We start from the raw sequence: 20117 nt of genomic DNA, 5'->3' as shown, positions 1-20117 counted from the left end.
CATGATCACTCCCGAGTCCGAGTCCCTGCCCCTTCCCGGGCCCGCGACGCTGTCCGATCCCGCGTCGGGGAACGGGTCGGGGCCCGCGCCGGGGTCCGCGTCACAGCCCGCGTCGGAGGCGGAACCCGCCCCGTCCGACGCGGAGTTGGACGCGCTCGTCGCCAAGCTCGACCTCCCCGCCAAGGTCCGGCTGCTCTCCGGCGCCAGTTCCTTCAGGACGCAGGGCGAACCGGCCGTCGGCCTGCGGGAGATGGGCGTGTCCGACGGGCCCGCGGGCGTACGCGGCGAGCGCTGGGACGAACGCGACACCGCGCTCGTCCTGCCGTCGCCGACCGCGCTCGCGGCGAGCTGGGACGAGGAACTCGTCGCCGAACTGGGCGGTCTGCTCGCCGCGGAGGCCCGCCGCAAGCGGATCGACATCATGCTCGCCCCCACCCTCAACCTGCACAGGACCCCGGCGGCCGGACGGCACTTCGAGTGCTACTCCGAGGACCCGCTGCTCACCGGACGCACGGCCGCCGCGTACATCCGCGGCGTCCAGGCCGGCGGCGTCGCGGCCACCGCCAAGCACTACGTGGCCAACGACTCGGAGACCGAACGCCTGACGCTGGACGCCCGCGTCGACGAACGCACCCTGCGCGAGGTGTACATGGCGCCCTTCGAGGCCGCGGTGCGCGCGGGCGTGTGGGTGGTGATGTCCGCGTACAACGCGGTCAACGGCGTCACCATGTCCGAGAGCCCGCTGCTGGCCGAACCGCTCAAGGGCACCTGGGGCTTCGACGGGGTCGTGGTCTCCGACTGGGGCGCGGTCCGGTCCACCGAGGAGTCGGCGCTCGCCCCGCAGGACCTCGCGATGCCGGGGCCGCATCCGCTGTGGGGCGAGCCGCTGGTGGCGGCGGTCCGCGAGGGCCGGGTGCCCGAGACGGTGATCGACGACAAGGTCCGCCGATTCCTGCGGCTCGCCGCACGGGTCGGTGCGCTGGAGGGCTTCCAGGGGACCTTGTCACCCCTGGAAGCCCACGGCGAAACACGAGCGACCCCTCCGGCGACCGCCGCGCCGGTCGTGTCCGACGACGCCCGCGTCCTGCTGCGCCGCGCGGTCGCCGCCGCGAGCGTCCTGCTGCGCAACGAGGGCGGGCTGCTGCCGCTCGACCCGGCCCCCGGACGAGGGACCGGCCCGGACGGTCCGGACGGCGGGCCGCTGCGGATCGCCGTACTCGGCCCGAACGCCGCCGCCGCGCGCGTCCAGGGCGGCGGCAGCGCGGGCGTCTTCCCGATCGAGGTCGTCTCGCCGCTCGACGGCATCAGGGACGCGGTCGGCGACGGCGCCGAGGTCGTGCACGCCGAGGGCGTCGTCCTCACCACCCGCCCGACCCCGCTGCACAGCGGCAACTCCCGCGACCCGCGCAGCGGCGCACCCGGCGTCCTGGTCCGCTACCTCGCCGCCGACGGCGCCGAGATCCACGCCGAGCACCGGCTCAGCGGCCGGATCCTGGAGTCGGGCGACGCGCCGGAACTCGCCGCCACCGCGGCGGCCGTCGAGGTCAGCGCCCTGGTCACACCGGATGTCACGGGGGAGTGGCGGTTCGCCGTCGTCGGCCTCGGCGCGGTCACCCTGCGGGCGGACGGCGAGACGCTGATCGACACCTATGTGCGGCCCGAATCGCGGGACCCCACATATGTCCATGTCACACCGTCCTTCCGGGTGGCGTCCCGGCAGGTGACGGCGGGCGGTGAACTGCTGCTGGTCGCCACCCGGCACTGGGAGGCGGACGACGGCTTCGCGGTCGCGCTGGCCGCCGACCCGCCGCGCCGCGACGAGGACGAGTCGATCGCCGAGGCCGTGGCGCTGGCCCGCGACGCGGACGTGGCCGTCGTGGTCGTCGGCACCACCGACGAGATCGAGAGCGAGGGCTTCGACCGTACGTCGCTCGCGCTCCCCGGCCGCCAGGACGAACTCGTCGCCGCGGTCGCCGCCGCCAACCCCCGTACCGTGGTGATCGTCAACTCCGGCGGACCGGTCGAACTGCCCTGGCGGGAGAGCGTCCCCGCGGTGCTGCTGAGCTGGTTCCCCGGCCAGGAGGCCGGACACGGCCTGGCCGACGTGCTGTTCGGCCACGCCGAGCCCGGCGGGCGGCTGCCCACCACCTGGGCCGGACTCGCCGAGGGCGCGCCCCTGCCGTCCACCACTCCCGCAGACGGTGTGCTGCCGTACGAGGAAGGGCCGTATATCGGCCATCGTGCGTGGCGCAGGGCGGGCGCGGAACCCGCGTACTGGTTCGGTCACGGGCTCGGCTACACCACCTGGGACTACCGGCTGCTGGACGTGCCCGAGGCGGTGGAGGAGACCTCGGGCCATGGTGAAGCCGCAGGTGAGGAGGGGGAACGGGACATCGTGGTACGGGTCGCGCTGCGCAACACCGGGGCGCGTGCCGGCCGCGAGGTCGTCCAGGTCTACCTCGGCACCGGGCCCGACGGCGACTATGACAACGGTGGACCGCGACTGGCCGGATTTGCCGCGGTCCGGGCCGAGCCCGGTGAGGATGTCGTGGCGGAAGTTCACGTGGCAGCACGGTCGTTCCAGCGGTGGTCACCCGCGGAAGGACGCTGGCGGAGCCGCCCGGCCCCGTACACGCTGTACGCCGGGCCCACGGCCGCCCGGCTGCCGCTCTCCGCGCCACTGGCGTTCTGAGAGAACGCACCGAGACCGGGGCGCCCCCCTCACCTGACAGTCGGGGGCGTCCCCCGGGCACACTCCGGCCCGGTCCTGATCCGGTGGAGCCTGGGGGTTCCTGAGGGATCCTGAGGGGGATTGATTGCCCGGACCGGCGAACCGTAAGGTCAACGCGTCCCGGCAACACATCCGATGTATCGTCTCGCGAGGACGCGCCCCATGCCCATGCAGCCCTGGTTCGCCGACGCCAAGCTCGGCATCTTCATCCACTACGGGATCTACGCCGTCGACGGCGTCCCCGAGTCGTGGTCCTTCTACACCGGGCAGGTCACCCGGGAGCGGTACATGAAACAGCTCGCGGGGTTCACCGCCGCCGCGTACGAACCGGACGACTGGGCGCGGCTGTTCGCCCGCGCCGGCGCCCGCTACGCCGTGCTGACGGCCCGTCACCACGACGGCGTGGCCCTGTGGGACACCGCCCGCGAGGACGGCCTGTCCGTCACCCGCGACACCCCCGCGGGCCGCGACCTGCTCGGCGGCTACGCCGACGCGCTGCGCGCCGAAGGGCTCAAGGTCGGCTTCTACTACTCCCACTCCGACTGGTCGCACCCCGACTACCCGTCCGTACGGCACCCCGACCCCGACCCGCTCCAGGCCGCCGTCAACGACAACCCGCTCAGCGCCCCCGCGCCGGGCGCGGAGGACCCCGCCGCCTGGCGGCGCTACCTCGGCTACCGCGACGCCCAGGTCGTGGAACTGGCCGAGCGGTACCGCCCCGACCTGCTGTGGTTCGACGGCGAGTGGGAGCGCGCCGAGGAGCAGTGGGGCATCGACACGCTGGCCGACGCCGTCCTCGCGGTCAACCCCGAGACGGTCTTCAACGCCCGGATGTTCAGCCGCGGCGACTACGCGACCCCCGAGCAGGGCGTCCCGCTCCAGGCCCCCGACGGCCCCTGGGAGCTGTGCCTGACCGTCAACGACTCCTGGGGCTACCAGGGCCACGACGACCACCAGAAGTCGGTCGGCCAGCTCGTGCGCTACTTCACCGAGACGATCGGCGCGGGCGGCAACCTGCTGCTGGACGTCGGCCCGCGCGAGGACGGCACGATCACCGCGGAGCAGGCGGCCCGCCTCGAAGGGCTCGGCGACTGGATCGCCCGGCACTCCGCCGCCGTCTACGGCACCGTCGCCGGACTCCCGGCCGGCCACCACTACGGTCCGAGCACCCTCTCCGCCGACCGGCGCACCCTCTACCTGACCTGCTTCGACGCCCCGCGTGAGACGGTCTCACTGCGCGGCCTGCGCAACGCCGTACGCCGCGTGACCGTGGTGGGCACCGGTGCCGAACTCGGCCACGAGGTCACCGGCGGCCTGCACGACGTACCGGGAGTGCTGTGGATCGACGCGCCCTCGGCGGCCGACGTGGACGAGCACGCCACCGTGCTGGCCGTGGAACTGGACGGCGAACTCGACCTCTACCGGGGGACGGGACGGGTGTGAGGAGTGGTGCAAGGACGGCCGCGGGTCGGTGGGAAGGGGTGAGTTAACCCGTAAGCATCCGATGTCTTGGTTCCTGGGGAGTGCTCCCCAAAGCGGAGAGTGGGTGATCTGGCACTATGTGCCCTGTACTGCGCTCTCCCGGGGGTGCCGTGTCCGACCGACATCGTGGAGGGAGCCCGGTGACGCGCGACGTGGGCCGGACGACGAGGGACCTGCGTCGGCACAACCGCACATCGGTGCTGACCCGGCTCTATCTGCACGGCCCCGCCAGCCGCTACGACCTGATGCGCGCCACCGGGCTCAGCTCCGCCACCGTCAGCAACGTCGTCACCGACCTGGTCGCGGACGGCCTCGTCGCCGAGGCGGGACTGCTCGACTCCGACGGCGGCCGTCCCCGCACGCTCCTCGAAGTGCGGCCCGGATACGGGCAGGTGGCCGGGGTCGACATCGGCGAGACCCACGTCCAGGTCGGGCTCTTCGACTGGACGCTCGACACCCTCGCCACCGCCACCTACCCGATGGACACCGGACGGCCCGACCCCGCGGTGCTGGCCGGGCTCGTGACGGCGGGCATCGAGGAGGTCACCGCCAAGGCGGGCGTCGACACCGGCACCCTGCTCGGCGTGGGCGTCGGCGTGCCCGGCGCCGTCCTGCCCGACGGCTCGGTCCACGCGCCGACCCTCGGCTGGTCGGACGTCCCCTTCGACGCGCTGCTCAGGCCGCACATCGCCGCGCCCCTGCACCTCGACAACTGCGCCCGCACGCTCGGCCAGGCCGAGATGTGGCGCGGCGCGGGCCGGGGCGCCGAACGCGCCATCGTCGCGCTGCTCGCGGTCGGCGTCGGCGCCGCCGTCGCCACCGGCTCGCCCGGCGGCGTGACCAGCACCACCAGCGAGTGGGGCCACACCGTCGTCGAGGCCGGCGGCGCCGCGTGCCGCTGCGGCTCCCACGGCTGCCTCGAGGCGTACGTCGGCGCCGACGCCATCCTCGGCCACTACGGGCGCATCCCCGGCGCCCCCGAACTCCCCGGCGTCGGCACCGAGGCGCGCGTCGCCGCGCTCGTCGCCGCCGCCTCCCGGCCGGGCCCGGCGGCCGACACGGTCCGCTGGACCGCGGAGTACCTCGGCATCGGCATCGCCAACCTGATCAATCTGCTCAGCCCCGACCGCGTCATCCTCTCCGGCTGGGTCAGCGGCGCCATGGGCCCGACGATGCTCCCCGCCGTACGCGACGCGATGCGCCGCCATACGCTCGACTACCTGGCGGCGGGCACGGCGGTGGAACTGGGCCGCCTGGGCCCGGAGGCGGTGGCGCTGGGGGCGGCGACGCTGCCGGTGCACGGGGTGTTGACGGGGGGGTAGGGCGTTTTGGGTGAGCTCAGCGTGGCGGCGAACCGTGGGTGGGAGCCGTCTTGCGTTGGCTCACCGTCCTTCCCCTTTTTTGCCGCCCTCTCGCCTCCGGCGGCTTAGATCCGGTGTCGACGCTCCTCTTCGACGGTCGCTCGTTCCTCGCTCCCTGCTCATCGTCGCTTTCGACACCGGCGCCGCCTTTGGCTCGCTGGCTACCGGCGAACCCCACCTGCGCAGCGGTCCCGTAGGGGCGCAGCCCCTCGTGCAGGGGCACCCGTGCGGCGAACCCACCTGCGTAGCGGTGCCGTAGGGGCGCAGCCCCTCGTGCAGGGGCACCCGTGCGGCGAACCGCGGGGCGGGGCGGTGGGCTGGTGGGGAATCGGCTGGGGGATGTGGGGCCCGGGAAAAAGTTGTGTGCGACGGATTGACCGGTGATCGGTCGCTACTTAGTTTAAGTCCAAGAAAAAGGCGGCTCATTTCGTTACCCCCTTCCTTGGAGAACGTATGCCCTCGCATCCCGGAGACGGTCGGCTGTACATCGACGGCGAGTTCGTGGCGGCGGCGTCGCAGAGGAGCGGGGTGGTGGAGGAGAAGGCGACGGGGCGGGAGATCGGGCGGTACGCGCTGGGGGCGGCGGAGGACGTGGACCGGGCGGTGGCGGCGGCGCGGGCGGCGCAGCCGGGGTGGGCGGGGCTGGCGGCGCCGGAACGGGGCCGGTATGTGCGGGAGTTGGGGCGGTATTTGGAGGACCGGTTCGGGGAGCTGGTCGAGCAGAGCATGCGGGAGACGGGCGGGGTGAGGGCGAAGGCCGAGGACGAGGTGGGGACGAGCGTGCGGCAGCTCGCCTTGTCGGCGGTGCAGGTGAGCGAGAACGCGGGGGAGATCCTGCCGCCCTACAAGGCGGGGAAGCTGTCGCTGTCGCGGGTGGTGCCGCTCGGGGTGCTGGGGCTGATCACGCCGTGGAACTACCCGATGAATCTGGCGATGCGGGCGGTGGCGCCGGGGTTGGCGTTCGGGAACACGGTGGTGCTGAAACCGGCGGAGCTGACGCCGGTGATCGGGGGGCAGGTGCTGGCGGAGGCGGCCGAGCATGTGGGGCTGCCGCGCGGGGTGTTGAACGTGGTGACGGGGGAGGGCCCGGAGGCCGGGTGGGCGTTGGCGCGGCATCAGGGGGTGGACATGCTGGACTTCACCGGGTCGCGGGAGGTGGGGCTGGCGATCAGCCGGGCGGCGGCGGGGGAGTTGCGGGACATCCGGCTGGAGTTGGGCGGCAGTAACGCGTTCGTGGTGCTGGACGACGCGGATGTGGAACTGGCCGCGGACTGCGCGATGGTGGCGTCGCTGGAGTTCCAGGGGCAGACGTGCATCAGCGCCAGTCGGCACATCGTGCAGCGGGCCGTCGCGGACGCGTACGTGGAGGCCGTGGTGCGGCGGGCGGCGGCGCTGAAGGTGGGGGACCCGTTCGACGCGGGGAACGCGTTGGGGCCGCTGATCAGCCGGGCGCAGCTCGACCGGCTGCACCGCACGATCGTGGAGCCGTCGCTGGCGATGGGCGCGCGGCTGGTGACCGGCGGCACGTACGAGGGGCTGTTCTACCGGCCGACGGTGCTGACCGGGGTGACGCCGCGGATGCCCGCGTTCCGGGAGGAGGTCTTCGGGCCGGTGATCCCGGTGACGGTGGTCGACACCGAGGAGGAGGCCGTGGCGCTGACCAACGGCCTTCCCATGCTGATGAATTCGGTCTTCACGCGGGATCTGATCCGCGGTCTGTCCGTCGCGGAGCGGCTCGCGGCGGGCGAGGTGCACGTCAACGACGCGCACGCCAGGCACGGCGCGGAGAACCAGATGCCCGGCTTCACGCGGCGGCAGTGGATCGGCATCCAGCGCACGCCGTTGAACCTTCCCGACTGGGCCACCGCGCCCGCCACCGACGAGAGCTGAGGAACCACCCCATGGGCGTGACACGGACAAGAGCCGCCGTTGTGCTGGTGGCGGCAGGGCTGCTGGTGACGACGGCGGCCTGTGGCGGCGGATCGGACAAGAAGTCCGGCCAGGAGCCGAGCGGGAAGGGCAAGGTCGAACTGTCCTTCTGGGACTGGGACCCGAACATGGACAAGGTCGTCGTCAAGTGGAACACGGCGCACCCCGAGATCCACGTGAAGCTCTCCAACCCGGCGGGCGGTGACCAGTTGGTCGCCAAGATGATCACCGCGCACGAGGCGAAGAACGGTCCGGACATCGCCAAGGTCGAGTACCAGTCGTTGCCCGCGCTGGTCTCCAAGGGCGTCGTGCGGGACATCACCGAGTACACCAAGGACACCGTCGGGAAATTCGACCAACCGACCCTGAAGAGCACGGTGTTCGAGGGCAAGGTGTACGGCGTCCCGCAGGACGTCGCCCCGCTGATGCTCTTCTACCGCGCCGACCTGTTCACGAAGTACGGCCTGGCCGTACCGACGACGTGGGACGCGTACGCGGCGGCGGCCAGGACGCTGCGGGCCAAGGCGCCCAAGGCGTATCTGACCAACTTCGACGCGGCGGACCCCGGTTGGTTCACCGGCCTCGCGCAGCAGGCGGGCGCCGACTGGTGGACCACCAGCGGAACCACCTGGAAGGTCGACATCGCGGGCGCGCCCACGGTGAAGGTCGCGGACTACTGGCAGGGCCTGGTCGACGACGGCGTGATCGCCAAGAATCCGTCGTTCAGCCCGCAGTGGAACAAGCAGATGAACGACGGGACGCTGCTCACCTGGATCTCCGGCGCCTGGGCGCCCGCGCAGATCGGCGGCATCGCGCCCGCCACCAAGGGCAAGTGGGCGGTCGCGCCGCTGCCCGCGTGGACGGCCGGAGACCCCGCCACCGGCATCTGGGGCGGCTCCGCCACCACCGTCACCAGCGACTCCCGGCACCCGGCCGAGGCCGCCGCGTTCGCGTCCTGGCTGAACACCGACGACGCGGCGGTCACCGAGCAGGTCAAGCAGATCAACGTCTATCCCGCCGCCACCGCGGGCCGCTCGCTGCCCGTGCTCCAGGCCGCGCCCGCGTTCTTCCCGAACCAGCCGGACTTCTACGCCCAGGTCAAGAAGGTCGCGCCGGCCGCCCGCAGCTTCCCGATGTGGGGACCCGACGTCACCGTGACCTTCACCGGCTACACCGACAACTTCAGCAAGGCGCTCCAGGGCGGCGGTTCGTTCAAGGGCGCGCTCGACGCCATGCAGAGCGCCACCGTCGCGGACATGAAGAAGCTCGGATTCACGGTCGGCTGATGGAGCGTCAGACGACCACCGCGCGCAGGACCGGCCGGTTCCCGTATCTGCTGGTCATGCCCGCCGTCCTGCTCTTCGCCGCCTTCGTCGTGGCCCCCGGGGTCTACGCGCTGCTGCTCAGCTTCCAGCGCCGCAAGGTCAACGGCGGGCTCCTCGGCGGCGGCACCCACACCGTATGGGCGGGCCTGGCCAACTACCGTGACGTGCTGGGGGATTCCGACCTCTGGTCGGGTGTCACGCGGATGCTGGCGCTCGGCGCGATCACCGTGCCGGGGACGGTGTTCCTCGCGCTGCTGTTCGCGGTGCTGCTCGACATGGAACGCACCCGGCTCAAGCGGATCACCCGGCTGACGATCTTCCTGCCGTACGCGGTCCCCGGCGTGATCGCCTCGCTGATGTGGGGCTTCCTCTACCTGCCCGCCACCAGCCCGATCGGCGGCGACCACGTCGACTTCTTCGGACGGACCGCGGTCTTCTTCTCGGTCGCCAACGTGGCGGTGTGGGGCGCGGTCGGCTTCAACATGATCGTGATCTACACGGCGCTGCGAGCGCTGCCCGCCGAACTCCACGAGTCGGCGCGGCTGGACGGCGCGACCGAGTGGCAGATCGTGCTGCGGATCAAGGTGCCGCTGGTCATGCCCGCGGTGGTGATGTGCTGCCTGTTCACGGTGCTCGCCGCGCTCCAGGTCTTCAATGAGCCCAACACCCTCAAACCGCTGTCCAACGCCGTCTCCTCCACCTGGGTGCCGCTGATGAAGATCTACGACGACGCCTTCGGCAACTCCGACATCCACGCGGCGGCGGCCACCTCCGTCGTCCTGACCGTCGCCGCGCTCGCCGTCTCCTTCGTGACCGCGCGCGTCATCCAGTCCCGGGTCCAGCGGGAGGCCAAGTGACCACCGTGACCACCGCGCCCGCGGGCGCCCCGCCGCGCGAGAGCCAGGAGCGCGGAGCGCCGGCCCCCCGCCCCCGCATCGCGTTCCTCCCCACCGCCGCGCTCGTCCTCGGCGCGCTCTACTGCGTCGTGCCCACGCTCTGGATCCTGATCGCGGCCACCAAATCCCGCACCAAACTCTTCTCCACCGCCACCTACGTCCCCTCGCCCGACCTCGGGCTGCTGCGCAACATCAGGGACTTGACGGACTATCAGCACGGCATCTTCTGGCGCTGGATGCTCAACAGCTTCTTCTACGCGGCGGTCGGCGGCCTGCTCGCCTCCTTCGTCTCCGCCGCCACCGGATACGCGCTGGCCAAATACGCCTTCCGCGGCCGTACCGCGCTGTTCAACACGATCCTCGCCGGAGTGCTGCTGCCGCAGATCGTGCTCGCCGTGCCGCAGTATCTGCTGCTGTCCAAGGCCGGTATGACGGACAGTCTGATCGGCGTGCTGCTCCCGCAGTTGTTCAACCCGTACGGCATCTACCTGTGCCGGATCTACGCCGCCGCCGCGGTGCCCGACTCGCTGCTTGAGGCCGGGCGGATCGACGGCGCGGGCGAGGCCCGGCTGTTCTTCTCCGTGGGGCTGCGGCTGATGGGCCCCGGCCTGGTCACGGTGTTCCTGCTCCAGTTCATCGCGATCTGGAACAACTTCCTGCTGCCGTACGTGATGCTCACCAGCGACGACAAATTCCCGCTCACCGTGGGTCTGTACAGCCTGCTGCGGCACGGCGCCGACGAGGCGTCGCTGTACTCGCTGGTGGTGACCGGCACGCTGCTGTCGGTCGTTCCCGTGATCGCGCTCTTCCTGTCGCTCCAGCGGTTCTGGCGAATCGATCTGGTGACGGGGGCGCTCAAGTAGGGTTCCTGGCTCGCGCCTGTGCCGGGTCCCCGCTCCTGTGCGGGCTTCATTTCTTGAAGCCCGCACAGGGGATTGACGGCGCCGCGCTATGAGGAGTTAATTCCCCTAGCCGTTTATGGGAGCGCTCCCACTCAGCGTCGCCCGGACAGCGCCCGCACTCCGTCCCGCCGTACCGAGGAGTCCACCCGCATGCCCGCACGCGTCCGCGCACGTACCGCCCGTACGCTCGTCACCGCCGCCACGGCCACCGCCGCGCTGGCCGCCGTCGCCGTCGCCCCGGCGCACGCGACGACCGGTCACGGCACGAACCCCGCCCCGCGCCCGCCCGCCGCGCTCTACACCCCGCCCGCCAACGCGGACGGGAACCGGCAGATCCTGGACCTGCTGCGGCACGGGCAATTCCAGGACGCGGCAGGGGTGTTGGCGATGACCCTGACCCCGCAGGCCGTCTGGTACGGCGACGGGACACCCGCCCAGGTGGAGAGCTCGGTCCACAAGACCGTCACCGACGCCGCCCGCCGCCACGCGCTGCCGGTGCTCGCGCTCTACAACATCCCCGGCCGCGACTGCGCCCAGTACTCGGCGGGCGGCGCCGCCAACACCGCCGAGTACGAGGCGTGGATCGACGCCGTCAAGCGCGGCATCGGGGCGCAGCCCGCCACGGTGATCCTCGAACCCGACTCGCTGGCGCTGCTCCCGTCCGACTGCGGCGCCGACGACGCGCAGGGCACCCTCACGGCCGCGCGCTACGACGAAATCCACTACGCCGTCGAGGCGTTGGAGCCGCAGGCGGGCACCAAGGTCTACCTGGACGCGGGCCACAGCGGCTGGCACAACGTCAACGACATCGTCCCCCGGCTGGTGGAGGCGGGCGTCGGCGACGCCACCGGCTTCTACCTGAACATCTCCAACTACCGCTCGGACAGCGAACTCGCCTGGTACGGCAAGCTCATCTCGTCCTGCCTCGCCTACGCGGCGGGCGGCGGCGACACCGCCGCCTGCCCCAACCAGTACTGGCCGGTCAACGACGCGCAGACCTGGCTGACCGCGAACGTGCACACCGCGCCGTCCGCCATGAAGCACTTCGTCACCGACACCAGCCGCAACGGCCAGGGCCCCTGGACCCCGCCGTCCGGCGTCTACACCGACGCGCAGGACTGGTGCAATCCCCCCGGCCGCGGCCTCGGGGCCAGGCCGACCCTGAACACCGGCGACCCGCTGGCCGACGCGAAGCTCTGGGTGAAGATCCCGGGCGAGTCCGACGGCCAGTGCACCCGCGGCACCGCGGGCCCGAACGACCCGGAACGCGGCTACGCGGACCCGGCGGCGGGCGCGTGGTTCACCCAGCAGGCGCTGGAACTGGTCCGCCGGGCCAACCCGCCGCTGCTGCCGCACTGATGCCGCCGGCCGCCTTCCCCGCCACCGCGCTCTCCCCGCTCGCGGCAGGGCGGGGAAGGCGGCCGTGCGCTTTCCCGCCCCCGCCGGTCCGACCCCCGACCGTCCGACCCCGGCCCACTCGCGCCCATCCGAGCCCGCGCACCGCCGCCGCCCGCTCCCGTGGACCGGAAGGCGACCGTCCGCCGGTCGTGGCGTGTGGGGCGCGAGTGACGCTTTCGCCGCCGTGGGCGCTGTGGGGAGTAGAGCCACGCACCGCCCACCGGGAGCGGTCGGCTCGCTGAGCGGAGGCGGTATGCACGGTCCGGCGCGCACACAGTACGGTCCGCCTCCCGGCCGCGCCCGCCGGTTCGCGGGTCCCACGGGCCCGGGCCCGGTACGCCCGCACCCGGAACGACGTACCGCCGAGCCGTCCCGCGCCGGACGGGGTCCGCGGTGACACCTGCCGGGGCCGCGACGCTGTACCAGACGGGACGGCAACCCCGGGGGTCCGGCCGCTCCGGGGGCATGGGCACGGTGCGCGGTGCCGCGACGTACGAAGAGGACGCGGTGGTCAGGGCCGGTACGCGACGGCGCGCGGGGACGGACGGCGGGGAACTCGGCCGCGCGGTGACCCGCGCGAGAGCCGGGGACGAGGCCGCGTTCACCGTCGTCTACCGCGAGGTGCAGCCGATGCTGCTCGGCTACCTGCGCGGCCTGGTCGGCGACGACGCCGACGACATCGCCTCCGACACCTGGCACGACATCGTCCGCGACCTGCACGCCTTCCGCGGTGACGGCGCCGCCTTCCGCGGCTGGGCGGCCACCATCGCCAGGCACCGCGCCCTCGACCACGTACGCCGGCTCAAGTCCCGCCCCCGCACCACCGTCCTCGACCCCGCCGCGGCCGAGCCGGTCCCCGTGCCCGACTCCGCGGGCACCGCCCTCGACAATCTGTCCACCGCCCGCGCGCTCGCCCTGATCGCCGCGCTCCCGCGCGACCAGGCCGAGGCCGTCCTGCTCCGCGTCGTGATCGGCCTGAGCGCACCCGCGGCGGCCGACGTCCTCGGCAAACGCCCCGGCGCCGTACGCACCGCCGCCTACCGCGGCCTGCGCCGCCTCGCCCAACAGCTGGGCGCCGGAGCCCGCGAGCCGCGCGGACGCGCGGTGGCGCCCGCGGAATCCGGCGGGGAGGTCGGCACTAGGGACGCGGACGTCACGGACCCGGCCGGTACGGGCGCCGGAGGTAAGGACATCGCGCGTGGTGAAACCGCGCGCACGGACATCGCGTGTACGGACTCGGGCGGGCCGGCGGTCGTCGGACGCCGACGGGTCGCGGGCGCGGACGGGCCGGGGCGCGGCGGCGCCGACGAGGTGGTGGGTGACGATGCCGGGGAGGCGTGAGATGGACGACGGACGTGACGTGGGCACCTGGCCTGACCCGGTGACCGCCGAACGGCTGCTGAGCGTCGTCACCAAGGGCGAGTGCCCCGCCGAACCCGGCACCCTCCACGAGGTCGCCGACGCCCGGTTCTTCACACTGCTGCGGCTGCTGACGGCCGCATCCGGGGACACCGAGGTCGACCCCGAGCGCGAACAGGCCGCGCTGGCCGCCTTCCGGGCCGCGCGCCGTACCGGCGGCGCCGACGAGGGACGGCGGCTGGTGGTGTCGGGGCGGTCCGCGAAGGCGCTGGCCGGGGGACTCGTCGCGGTCTTCGCGGTGAGCGGGGTCGCCGTGGCCGCCGGGACCGGCGTGCTGCCCGGACCCTTCCGCGGCGGCGCCTTCCACGCGGGTCCCCTCGCCGCCGGTGGCACCGGCGGGACCGCCGACGGACCGGGCGCCGCCGTACCGCGCACGACCTCCCCGCCCGCGCCCGGCACCGACGCGCCCCGCGGCGCCTCGCCGTCCCCCACCGGGGACGACGGGGGACACCGGCACGGCGACCCGCGCGCCCCGCACCACCCCGGCCCGTACAAGCCGTCGGACAGGAACCACCAGGCCGTGCTCAAGGCGCTGTGCCGCAGCTATACGCAGGCCACCCGGCACGGCGGGCACGCCGATCCGTGGCTGGTCGCCCGGCTCCAGGGGGAGGCGGGCCGCAAGGAGCGGATCGCCGACTACTGCCGCCGGGTGCTCGCGCACGGGCAGTCCGCCCCGGCCGCCACGACCGACCCCGTCGGCACCGACGGCTACACCTGGCCCACCGGGGGCGCGCCGACCGGGCCGGGCGCGTCCGCGCCGCCGTCGCCGGGGGCCACGGCCCCCGGCCAGGACTCCGGCTCGGGCTCGGGGTCGAATTCCGGCTCGGAGCAGGGCTCCGGCGCGGGGTCGAATTCCGGCTCGGACGACTCCTCCGGGCAGGGAAAGAGTGACGAGAACGCGACACACGACCACGGGACGACCGTGAGGTGACCTCCGGAGCGACGATCCGGCACAGTGGACGCCATGCTTACCGGGGTTCCCTCGCCGCACGATCCTCACGTGCGTCACATGCGCCAGATGTTCCTCGCGGTCGTCACCGGAAGCTTCATCTTCCTCATCCCCTGGATCGGCTACCTGCTGGCGAGCCTCCCGAGCCACCGGGTGGTCAGCCAGTGGCGCTTCGCGTGGGTCGGCTTCGACTGCGCGCTGATCCTCGCGATCGGCGTCACCGCGCTGTGCGCCTGGCGGCGGCTCCAGATCTTCATCCCGTGGGCGATCGTCACCGGCACCCTGCTGATCTGCGACGCCTGGTTCGACGTCGTCCTCGACTGGAACAGCGACGACAGGGTCGGCTCGCTGCTCACCGCCGGCCTCGCCGAACTGCCCATGGCCGCGTTGCTGTTGTACGTCGCCCGGAAGATGATCAGACTGACGATCATCATCGCCTGGCAGCGGGCGGGCCGCACCGACCCGGTGCCGCCGCTGTCCCGGCTTTCGCTGCTGATACTGACCGCGCACCAGGACCACGCCGCGCGCCGCGGTGACCACGAGGGAGACCGCCGATGACCACCGCACCGCGGGGCCGCGACGCGACGGACGCCGAGGTACGGGGCGCGGACGCGCCCGGTTTCGAAAGCGCCGGTTTCGAAAGCCCAGGTTCCGAAAGCGCCGGTTCTGCGAGCCCCGGTTCCGCGAGCCCCGACTACGACGTCCTCGTGGTCGGCGGCACCGGCGTGGACACCATCGTGCGGGTCGACGACTTCGCCATCCCCGACAGCGACTCGGTCGGCGTCCCGCCGATCCGCGACTATGTCGCGCACACCGGCAACGGCGTCGCCCTCGGCTTCCACGCGCTCGGCCTGACCACCAAATTCATCGACTTCCTCGGCGACGACGCGCAGGGCCGGATGATCCTGGAGCGGTACGCGTCCGCCGGGCTCGACTTCAGCCATCTGCCCGCGCCCGCGGGCACCCCGCGCAGCGTCAACCTGGTCGACCGCGAAGGGCGGCGCTTCTCCTTCTACGACGGCCGCCACCCGGACGGCCTGCGGCTGCCGAGCGCCTTCTACCTGCCCCACCTGGCCCGCGCCCGCCATGTGCACATCTCCCGATCGCCCCTGGCCCAGGACGTGTTCGCCGACGCCGCCCGGCTGGGCCGCACCGTCTCCACCGACCTGCACGCCTGGGACGGCGAGGACGCCTCCGCCCACCCGTGGGCGTACGGCGCGGATCTCGTCTTCCTCAGCGCCGCCTCGGTGGGCGAGGGGATCGGCGCGGTGATGCTGCGGATCGTCGCGCGGGGCAGGGCCTCGCTGGTCGTCGCCACCGACGGCGCCGCGGGCTGCCACGTCCTGGCCCGCGGCGACGACCGGCCGCGGCACTTCCCCGCCGTCACCCCCGAACGCCCGGTCGTGGACAGCAACGGAGCCGGTGACGCCTTCCTCACCGCCTTCCTGCACGCCCGGTTCGCCGGGCGCGACCTGGCGGAGTGCGTGCTGGCCGGTTCCGTCTCCGGCGCCTACGCCTGCGGGAGCCACGGCACCCACGAGGAGATCATCGGCGCCGCCGACCTCGCCGCGGCCGTCGCCCGCGCGCGTGCCGCGGCCAACGGCGCGGTGGGGGCCGTCCTTTAGCCCGTGCCCGTACGGATCGACGTCCTCACGTCGCCTCGATCCGCCGTACCGCCGTGTCCAGGGCCGCGTCCTGCGACGCGTAGACCTCGCACACCGGGTCGCCGCTCGGTGTGCGGGTGTGGTCGATCTCCCACAGGCTCACCTCGGTGCCGTCCAGCAGCAGGAACGCGTGCTCGTACAGCGACCACGACACATGGCGGCCCCGGATCAGGGCGCTGCGGCGGGTGACGATGCTGATGTCGTGCGCGATCGCGGCGCGCAGCCTGCCGCGGACGTCCTGGCCGGGCGCGTTGGCGTTGGTCGCGCGGCGCAGCAGCCGCCAGGCGTGCTCGGCGGAGTCGCCCTCGGTGTACGCGCGACGGAAGGCGTCGGGGGTGTCGGCGAGCAGCCCGGTCGCGGTCGCGGGCAACGTGTCCTCGTAAGGCGACGCGGGCGCGTCGGGGGCGAGGTCGCGCGGTCCCGGGGAGCCGCCGAAGACCGCGTCGACCTCCCACTCGGCGAGCGTCAGGTCCTCGCGTTCGGTGAAGACGGCGCGGTGCACGGCGCCGTCGTCCGGCCCCGCGTTGTGTTCGAGCTCCCACACCACGCGGACGGCGCCGTCCGGCAGCAGGAAGCTGTGCCGGAAGGTGCGCCGGTTCAGCTTGCGCGGCGGGCCCTTGGTGTGACGGCACGACTGGAGGCCGCAGTAGTGCATCAGCGCGGTGCGCACCTCCGCGGCCAGGACGGGTTCCACCCGTTCCCCGTTCTCCGCACGGCGGAGTAACTGGTCGAACTGCTCCGCCGGCCGGCCGCCCGACCGTACGGGCTCCGTTCCGTTCCTAGGCTCTGCGTCCATCCGGCCCTCCCGGCTCCGCCTCGCCAACCCCGCGGCGACTCAGGGTAGTAGCGCGGTAGCCGATTGCGCCCGCGAACGCGCAGATTTGCGGCGCATGGTTGGCCCCCGCGCGCCCTCCGGCTGCGTGATCCGCCGTCAGTTCCCGTCGGCGGACGGGCCTTTCGCGGCGCACCACAGGAGCGCGCCGCGCAGGTGGGCGCGGAAGTCCGGGTCGGCGTAGGCCGTCGTGTCGTGGCCCAGCGCCGTGTAGAACGACCGGCCCGCACCCAGGCGACGGCACCACACCAGCGGATGGTCGGCGCCCATCGTGCCGCCGGTGTAGCCCCGCTCGTCCACCGAGGCCAGCACACGTACGCCCGCGTCCGCGCCGGTGGCCCGGCCGGCATCGCGGGGACCGGCGCGGAAGTTGTACCACTCGTCGGTCCACGTCCAGCGCTCCGGCAGGTGCGCGGTCGCCGGGTGCGTACGGTCCTCGACGGTCACCTCGGCCCGCTGGATCTCCGGGTGCCCGTCGAAGCGGGCGCCGACCAGCTCTTCGTAGTACGGCCAGTGCTCCTCCGCGCAGGCGGCGGCGTGGACGCCGAGGAAACCGCCGCCGTCCGTGACGTAGGCCCGCAGGTGACGACGGGTCAGGTCGTCGAGGACGTCACCGGTGGGGGAGAGGAAGACGACGGCCGCGCAGCCGTCGAGCACGGCTGCCCCCAACTCCGCGCTGTCCTCGGTGTGGTGGACGCGCAGTCCGTGGTCCGCCGCGATCTCGGTGAGGGCGGCGGCCCCGGCCGGTATGGAGTCGTGCCGGTACCCGGCGGTGGCGCTGAAGACGAGGACGCGGTCGGATCCGGGCATGCGGGCGGCTCTCTGCGGGCTGGGGCGGGCTGCGGGGTCAGTCGGAGGGGGAGTCGTGGTCGGTGCGGTCGGGGTGCTCGCGGGCCTGGCCCGGCCCGACGCCGTCACCCGTCGGGAACGGCGTACCGCAGCGGGCGCAGGCGCTGGCCGTCATGTCCTCGCGGAAGGCGCCGCATTCGTCGCAGACGCGGTTCAGCCAGCAGACGGGGTCGCCGCCCTCGGTGTGCTCACCGGACTCACGCACGTCGTCCCCACTCCCTGTCGCGTTCCGTTTCCCTGTCCTGGCCCACCTGTTCCGCCTGGTCCGCCCGGTCCGCCCGATCCGTATGCTGCCCGGTCTCGCGCTCGCGCGCGTCCCAGCGGTTCATCGCGCGGCGCAGCGACCGGGATTCGGCGAAGCCGAGGCGGGCCGCGCGCTGGGCGGAGCCGCCGCCCGCGTGCCGGGGATCGGCGGACCGTTCCCGGCGTACGGCGTCGAGTTCGGCGCGCCAGGTGGTGCCCGCCTCGCCGAGACGGCGCTGGAGGGTGCGCGGGCTGACCGCGAGCCGCCGCGCCGCTTCGGCCAACGACGGTCGTCCGTCGGGCAGTTGGGTGATGATCGCCTCGCGCAGACCGGGCACGGCGACGCCCTCGGTGTCCGCCCGGGGAACCCGTACGGTCCGCGCGGTACGCATCATGATCGCGGCGAGCGCCGGGTCCGCGGTGACCAACGGGCGTTCCAGATCGGCGCGGTGCAGCGTGATCGCGTCCGCCTCGGCGTCGAAGTCCACCGGCGCGTCGCCGAACGCCTCCCCGTAGCCGCCGTGTCCGCGTGGCCGCCGGTGGGTGAAGGAGACCCGCAGCGGGGTGAGGGCCGTCCCGGTGGCGTGGCGCAGTTGCGAGGTGACCACCGACAGGGCGAACTCCGCGACGACGCCCCGCAGTTCGTCGTCACCGCGCCGCACCGCGTACTCCACGCTCACCTCGTCGCCCGACTCCGTGCTGGTCAGCACCGAATTGCTGCTCACCAGATGGATGTACGAGGCGGCCCTGGCCAGGCCCTCGCCGACGGTGGGCGCGGTGCTCAGCAGGTAGTCGAAGAGGTCGAGCAGTCCCGGCCGGTAGCCCGCGGCGGCCAGCAGCCCGGCGTCCGGCCGCTCCGTGCGGGCCAGTACCGCGCCCCAGAGGCGGTAGGTGTTCGCGGACGGCGTCCGCGCGGTCTCCGGCCCGTGCAGGACGTTCGGCAGTCCCGCCGCCCGTACGAGTTGCCGCGCCTGCGCGAGGCTCGGGGTGGCCGCGGTGGCGATGAAGCGCGGCACGACGACGCACTCCGTCAGCCGGTCGGGCTCCGTCAGCCGGTCGGGGGCGGCGGGCCCTGCCGGGCCGACGGGCGGTGTCGCGGTGGGGGGCATGACCGGCTCCTCGGGCAGTCGGCTCGTCGGGTCGGGTCGGGTCGAGAGGTGTGCGTGGTGCGTGGTGCATGCGAAGGGGGTCCGGCAGCTTACGCGGCATGTGGCGTGTTGGGTCCGGTGCCTGGCGCGTTATGCCCTCCCTTGGCACCTCCTGTCCGGGACATGATCGGGGGCACCGGTGCCCCTGGGCATCGTGGGTGTCCCGTGTCGGGGGAGGCGCGGGGGACAACGGGGGACGGCCGGTGCGGATGGGTCTCCATTCGCACCGGCGGCACCCCTTTCCGTGGCCCGGACCGGCTCGTCCCGCGCTCCCGGACCGGCTCGCTACGCCTCCGGGTCGAGCCAGTGGGCGCGGCCGATGCTGATGACGCGCATGCGCATCCGGGCGGCGTGGATGATGTGGTCGCGCGCCGCCGGGTCGTCCGCGGGGGCCTCCAGGAAGGCCGCGGCCGTCATCACCATGTGGTCGACGTACAGCTCGGCGAGTACGCGGAGGTCGTCGGCCGGCCAGCCCGCGGAGACGGGCTGCGCGGCGAGTCCCGCGGCCACCTCGTCGGCGAAACCGTTCAGCTCCGCGGCGATGGCCTCGCGGACCCGCGCCACGCCGCCGTGCCGCTCGCGGGCGATGAAGCGGACATGTGCGCGGTGCTCCGCCACGTACGCCGCGGTGAGCGCCACCGTCCGGTCGATGAGTTCCGCGGAATCGGCGCCCTCGGCCAGCACCGCCCGGATCACGGTGTGCAGGCTGCCCAGCGACTCGGCGACCAGGGCGACGCCGAGGTCGGCCATGTCGGGGAAGTGCCGGTAGAAGGCGGCGGGGGAGACGCCGATCTCCCGGGTCAGCTCGCGCAGGCCCAGGCTGCTGAGGTTCTGGTGCTCCAGCAGCCGCAGGCCCGCGTCCAGCAGCGACTGCCGGGTCTGCTGCTTCTGTGCCTGGCGGACCCCCGGAGTGTGACTCATGTCATTCAGTAAACAACCGTTCTCCGACTTTGGCCAGCGCGGGCCGGCGCTACACTGATGAAGTCAGT

At 73.2% G+C, this 20117-nt stretch carries 16 protein-coding genes and 1 pseudogene; 12 read left to right on the top strand and 5 right to left on the bottom strand.

Annotated features, from left to right (window positions below; all coding sequences use genetic code 11):
* The first annotated feature begins 1 nt into the window (after position 1).
* The 12 genes and pseudogenes from ACIOC1_RS26045 (at position 2) to ACIOC1_RS25990 (ending at position 16017) form a co-directional block, all read left to right on the top strand.
* Positions 2-2692: a glycoside hydrolase family 3 C-terminal domain-containing protein gene (locus tag ACIOC1_RS26045; protein ID WP_401856514.1), complete on the top strand. Its 2691-nt coding sequence runs from the start codon at positions 2-4 to the stop codon at positions 2690-2692.
* Between the two features lie 201 nt (positions 2693-2893).
* Positions 2894-4174: an alpha-L-fucosidase gene (locus tag ACIOC1_RS26040; protein ID WP_391045784.1), complete on the top strand. Its 1281-nt coding sequence runs from the start codon at positions 2894-2896 to the stop codon at positions 4172-4174.
* A 179-nt stretch (positions 4175-4353) separates the two neighbouring features.
* Positions 4354-5535, top strand: coding sequence for an ROK family protein (locus tag ACIOC1_RS26035; protein WP_391045781.1), 1182 nt, complete (start codon positions 4354-4356; stop codon positions 5533-5535).
* Positions 5536-6027: 492 nt separating this feature from the next.
* Positions 6028-7464 (top strand): aldehyde dehydrogenase family protein, encoded by a 1437-nt coding sequence (locus tag ACIOC1_RS26030; protein WP_401856513.1) that lies wholly within the window; start codon positions 6028-6030, stop codon positions 7462-7464.
* A 17-nt stretch (positions 7465-7481) separates the two neighbouring features.
* A complete protein-coding gene (locus ACIOC1_RS26025) occupies positions 7482-8789 on the top strand; it encodes an ABC transporter substrate-binding protein (RefSeq protein WP_401856512.1) in 1308 nt (435 codons plus the stop codon).
* Positions 8789-9685: a carbohydrate ABC transporter permease gene (locus ACIOC1_RS26020; RefSeq protein ID WP_401718702.1), complete on the top strand. Its 897-nt coding sequence runs from the start codon at positions 8789-8791 to the stop codon at positions 9683-9685. The genes ACIOC1_RS26025 and ACIOC1_RS26020 overlap by 1 nt, the downstream gene beginning before the upstream one ends.
* Positions 9682-10587, top strand: a complete 906-nt coding sequence (locus ACIOC1_RS26015; RefSeq protein WP_391163203.1) for an ABC transporter permease subunit — start codon at positions 9682-9684, stop codon at positions 10585-10587. Before ACIOC1_RS26020 ends, ACIOC1_RS26015 begins: the two co-directional genes overlap by 4 nt.
* A gap of 189 nt (positions 10588-10776) precedes the next feature.
* Positions 10777-11985, top strand: coding sequence for a glycoside hydrolase family 6 protein (locus ACIOC1_RS26010; RefSeq protein WP_401856511.1), 1209 nt, complete (start codon positions 10777-10779; stop codon positions 11983-11985).
* 504 nt (positions 11986-12489) lie between these two features.
* Positions 12490-13101: pseudogene (locus ACIOC1_RS26005) on the top strand (RNA polymerase sigma factor); the annotation flags it as partial.
* Between the two features lie 265 nt (positions 13102-13366).
* Positions 13367-14374: a hypothetical protein gene (locus ACIOC1_RS26000; protein WP_401856510.1), complete on the top strand. Its 1008-nt coding sequence runs from the start codon at positions 13367-13369 to the stop codon at positions 14372-14374.
* Positions 14375-14443: 69 nt separating this feature from the next.
* The gene (locus ACIOC1_RS25995) at positions 14444-14950 is read left to right on the top strand and encodes a hypothetical protein (protein WP_355346790.1); all 507 of its coding nucleotides are present in this window, start codon (positions 14444-14446) and stop codon (positions 14948-14950) included.
* The gene (locus tag ACIOC1_RS25990) at positions 14947-16017 is read left to right on the top strand and encodes a carbohydrate kinase family protein (RefSeq protein ID WP_401856509.1); all 1071 of its coding nucleotides are present in this window, start codon (positions 14947-14949) and stop codon (positions 16015-16017) included. The genes ACIOC1_RS25995 and ACIOC1_RS25990 overlap by 4 nt, the downstream gene beginning before the upstream one ends.
* 25 nt (positions 16018-16042) lie before the next feature.
* Here ACIOC1_RS25990 and ACIOC1_RS25985 read toward each other — a convergent pair whose 3' ends face one another.
* The 5 genes from ACIOC1_RS25985 to ACIOC1_RS25965 all read right to left on the bottom strand — a co-directional run bounded on the left by ACIOC1_RS25985 (position 16043) and on the right by ACIOC1_RS25965 (position 20049).
* Positions 16043-16852, bottom strand: coding sequence for a DUF6227 family protein (locus tag ACIOC1_RS25985; RefSeq protein WP_391163211.1), 810 nt, complete (start codon positions 16850-16852; stop codon positions 16043-16045).
* 135 nt (positions 16853-16987) lie between these two features.
* Positions 16988-17698 carry a ThuA domain-containing protein gene (locus ACIOC1_RS25980; protein WP_401856508.1) on the bottom strand — a complete coding sequence of 237 codons (711 nt, stop codon included), beginning with the start codon at positions 17696-17698 and terminating at the stop codon, positions 16988-16990.
* A gap of 37 nt (positions 17699-17735) precedes the next feature.
* Positions 17736-17942 carry a hypothetical protein gene (locus ACIOC1_RS25975; RefSeq protein ID WP_401308261.1) on the bottom strand — a complete coding sequence of 69 codons (207 nt, stop codon included), beginning with the start codon at positions 17940-17942 and terminating at the stop codon, positions 17736-17738.
* Complete coding sequence (locus ACIOC1_RS25970; protein WP_391163214.1) at positions 17935-19089, bottom strand: AraC family transcriptional regulator ligand-binding domain-containing protein; 1155 nt, start codon at positions 19087-19089, stop codon at positions 17935-17937. The genes ACIOC1_RS25975 and ACIOC1_RS25970 overlap by 8 nt, the downstream gene beginning before the upstream one ends.
* Before the next feature lie 324 nt (positions 19090-19413).
* Positions 19414-20049 (bottom strand): TetR family transcriptional regulator, encoded by a 636-nt coding sequence (locus tag ACIOC1_RS25965; RefSeq protein WP_401856507.1) that lies wholly within the window; start codon positions 20047-20049, stop codon positions 19414-19416.
* Positions 20050-20117 lie beyond the last annotated feature (68 nt).

This window comes from Streptomyces sp. NPDC088197, from assembly GCF_044741185.1.
Lineage (GTDB): Bacteria > Actinomycetota > Actinomycetes > Streptomycetales > Streptomycetaceae > Actinacidiphila.
This window is presented reverse-complemented; position numbering and strand designations above follow the sequence as displayed.

Coding starts and splice junctions, on each gene's coding strand:
- ACIOC1_RS26040 (WP_391045784.1), top strand. CDS start 2,894: ATGCCCATGCAGCCCTGGTTCGCCGACGCCAAGCTCGGCATCTTCATC.
- ACIOC1_RS25965 (WP_401856507.1), bottom strand. CDS start 20,049: ATGAGTCACACTCCGGGGGTCCGCCAGGCACAGAAGCAGCAGACCCGG.
- ACIOC1_RS25985 (WP_391163211.1), bottom strand. CDS start 16,852: ATGGACGCAGAGCCTAGGAACGGAACGGAGCCCGTACGGTCGGGCGGC.
- ACIOC1_RS26030 (WP_401856513.1), top strand. CDS start 6,028: ATGCCCTCGCATCCCGGAGACGGTCGGCTGTACATCGACGGCGAGTTC.
- ACIOC1_RS26010 (WP_401856511.1), top strand. CDS start 10,777: ATGCCCGCACGCGTCCGCGCACGTACCGCCCGTACGCTCGTCACCGCC.
- ACIOC1_RS26020 (WP_401718702.1), top strand. CDS start 8,789: ATGGAGCGTCAGACGACCACCGCGCGCAGGACCGGCCGGTTCCCGTAT.
- ACIOC1_RS26000 (WP_401856510.1), top strand. CDS start 13,367: ATGGACGACGGACGTGACGTGGGCACCTGGCCTGACCCGGTGACCGCC.
- ACIOC1_RS25990 (WP_401856509.1), top strand. CDS start 14,947: ATGACCACCGCACCGCGGGGCCGCGACGCGACGGACGCCGAGGTACGG.
- ACIOC1_RS26045 (WP_401856514.1), top strand. CDS start 2: ATGATCACTCCCGAGTCCGAGTCCCTGCCCCTTCCCGGGCCCGCGACG.
- ACIOC1_RS25970 (WP_391163214.1), bottom strand. CDS start 19,089: ATGCCCCCCACCGCGACACCGCCCGTCGGCCCGGCAGGGCCCGCCGCC.
- ACIOC1_RS25980 (WP_401856508.1), bottom strand. CDS start 17,698: ATGCCCGGATCCGACCGCGTCCTCGTCTTCAGCGCCACCGCCGGGTAC.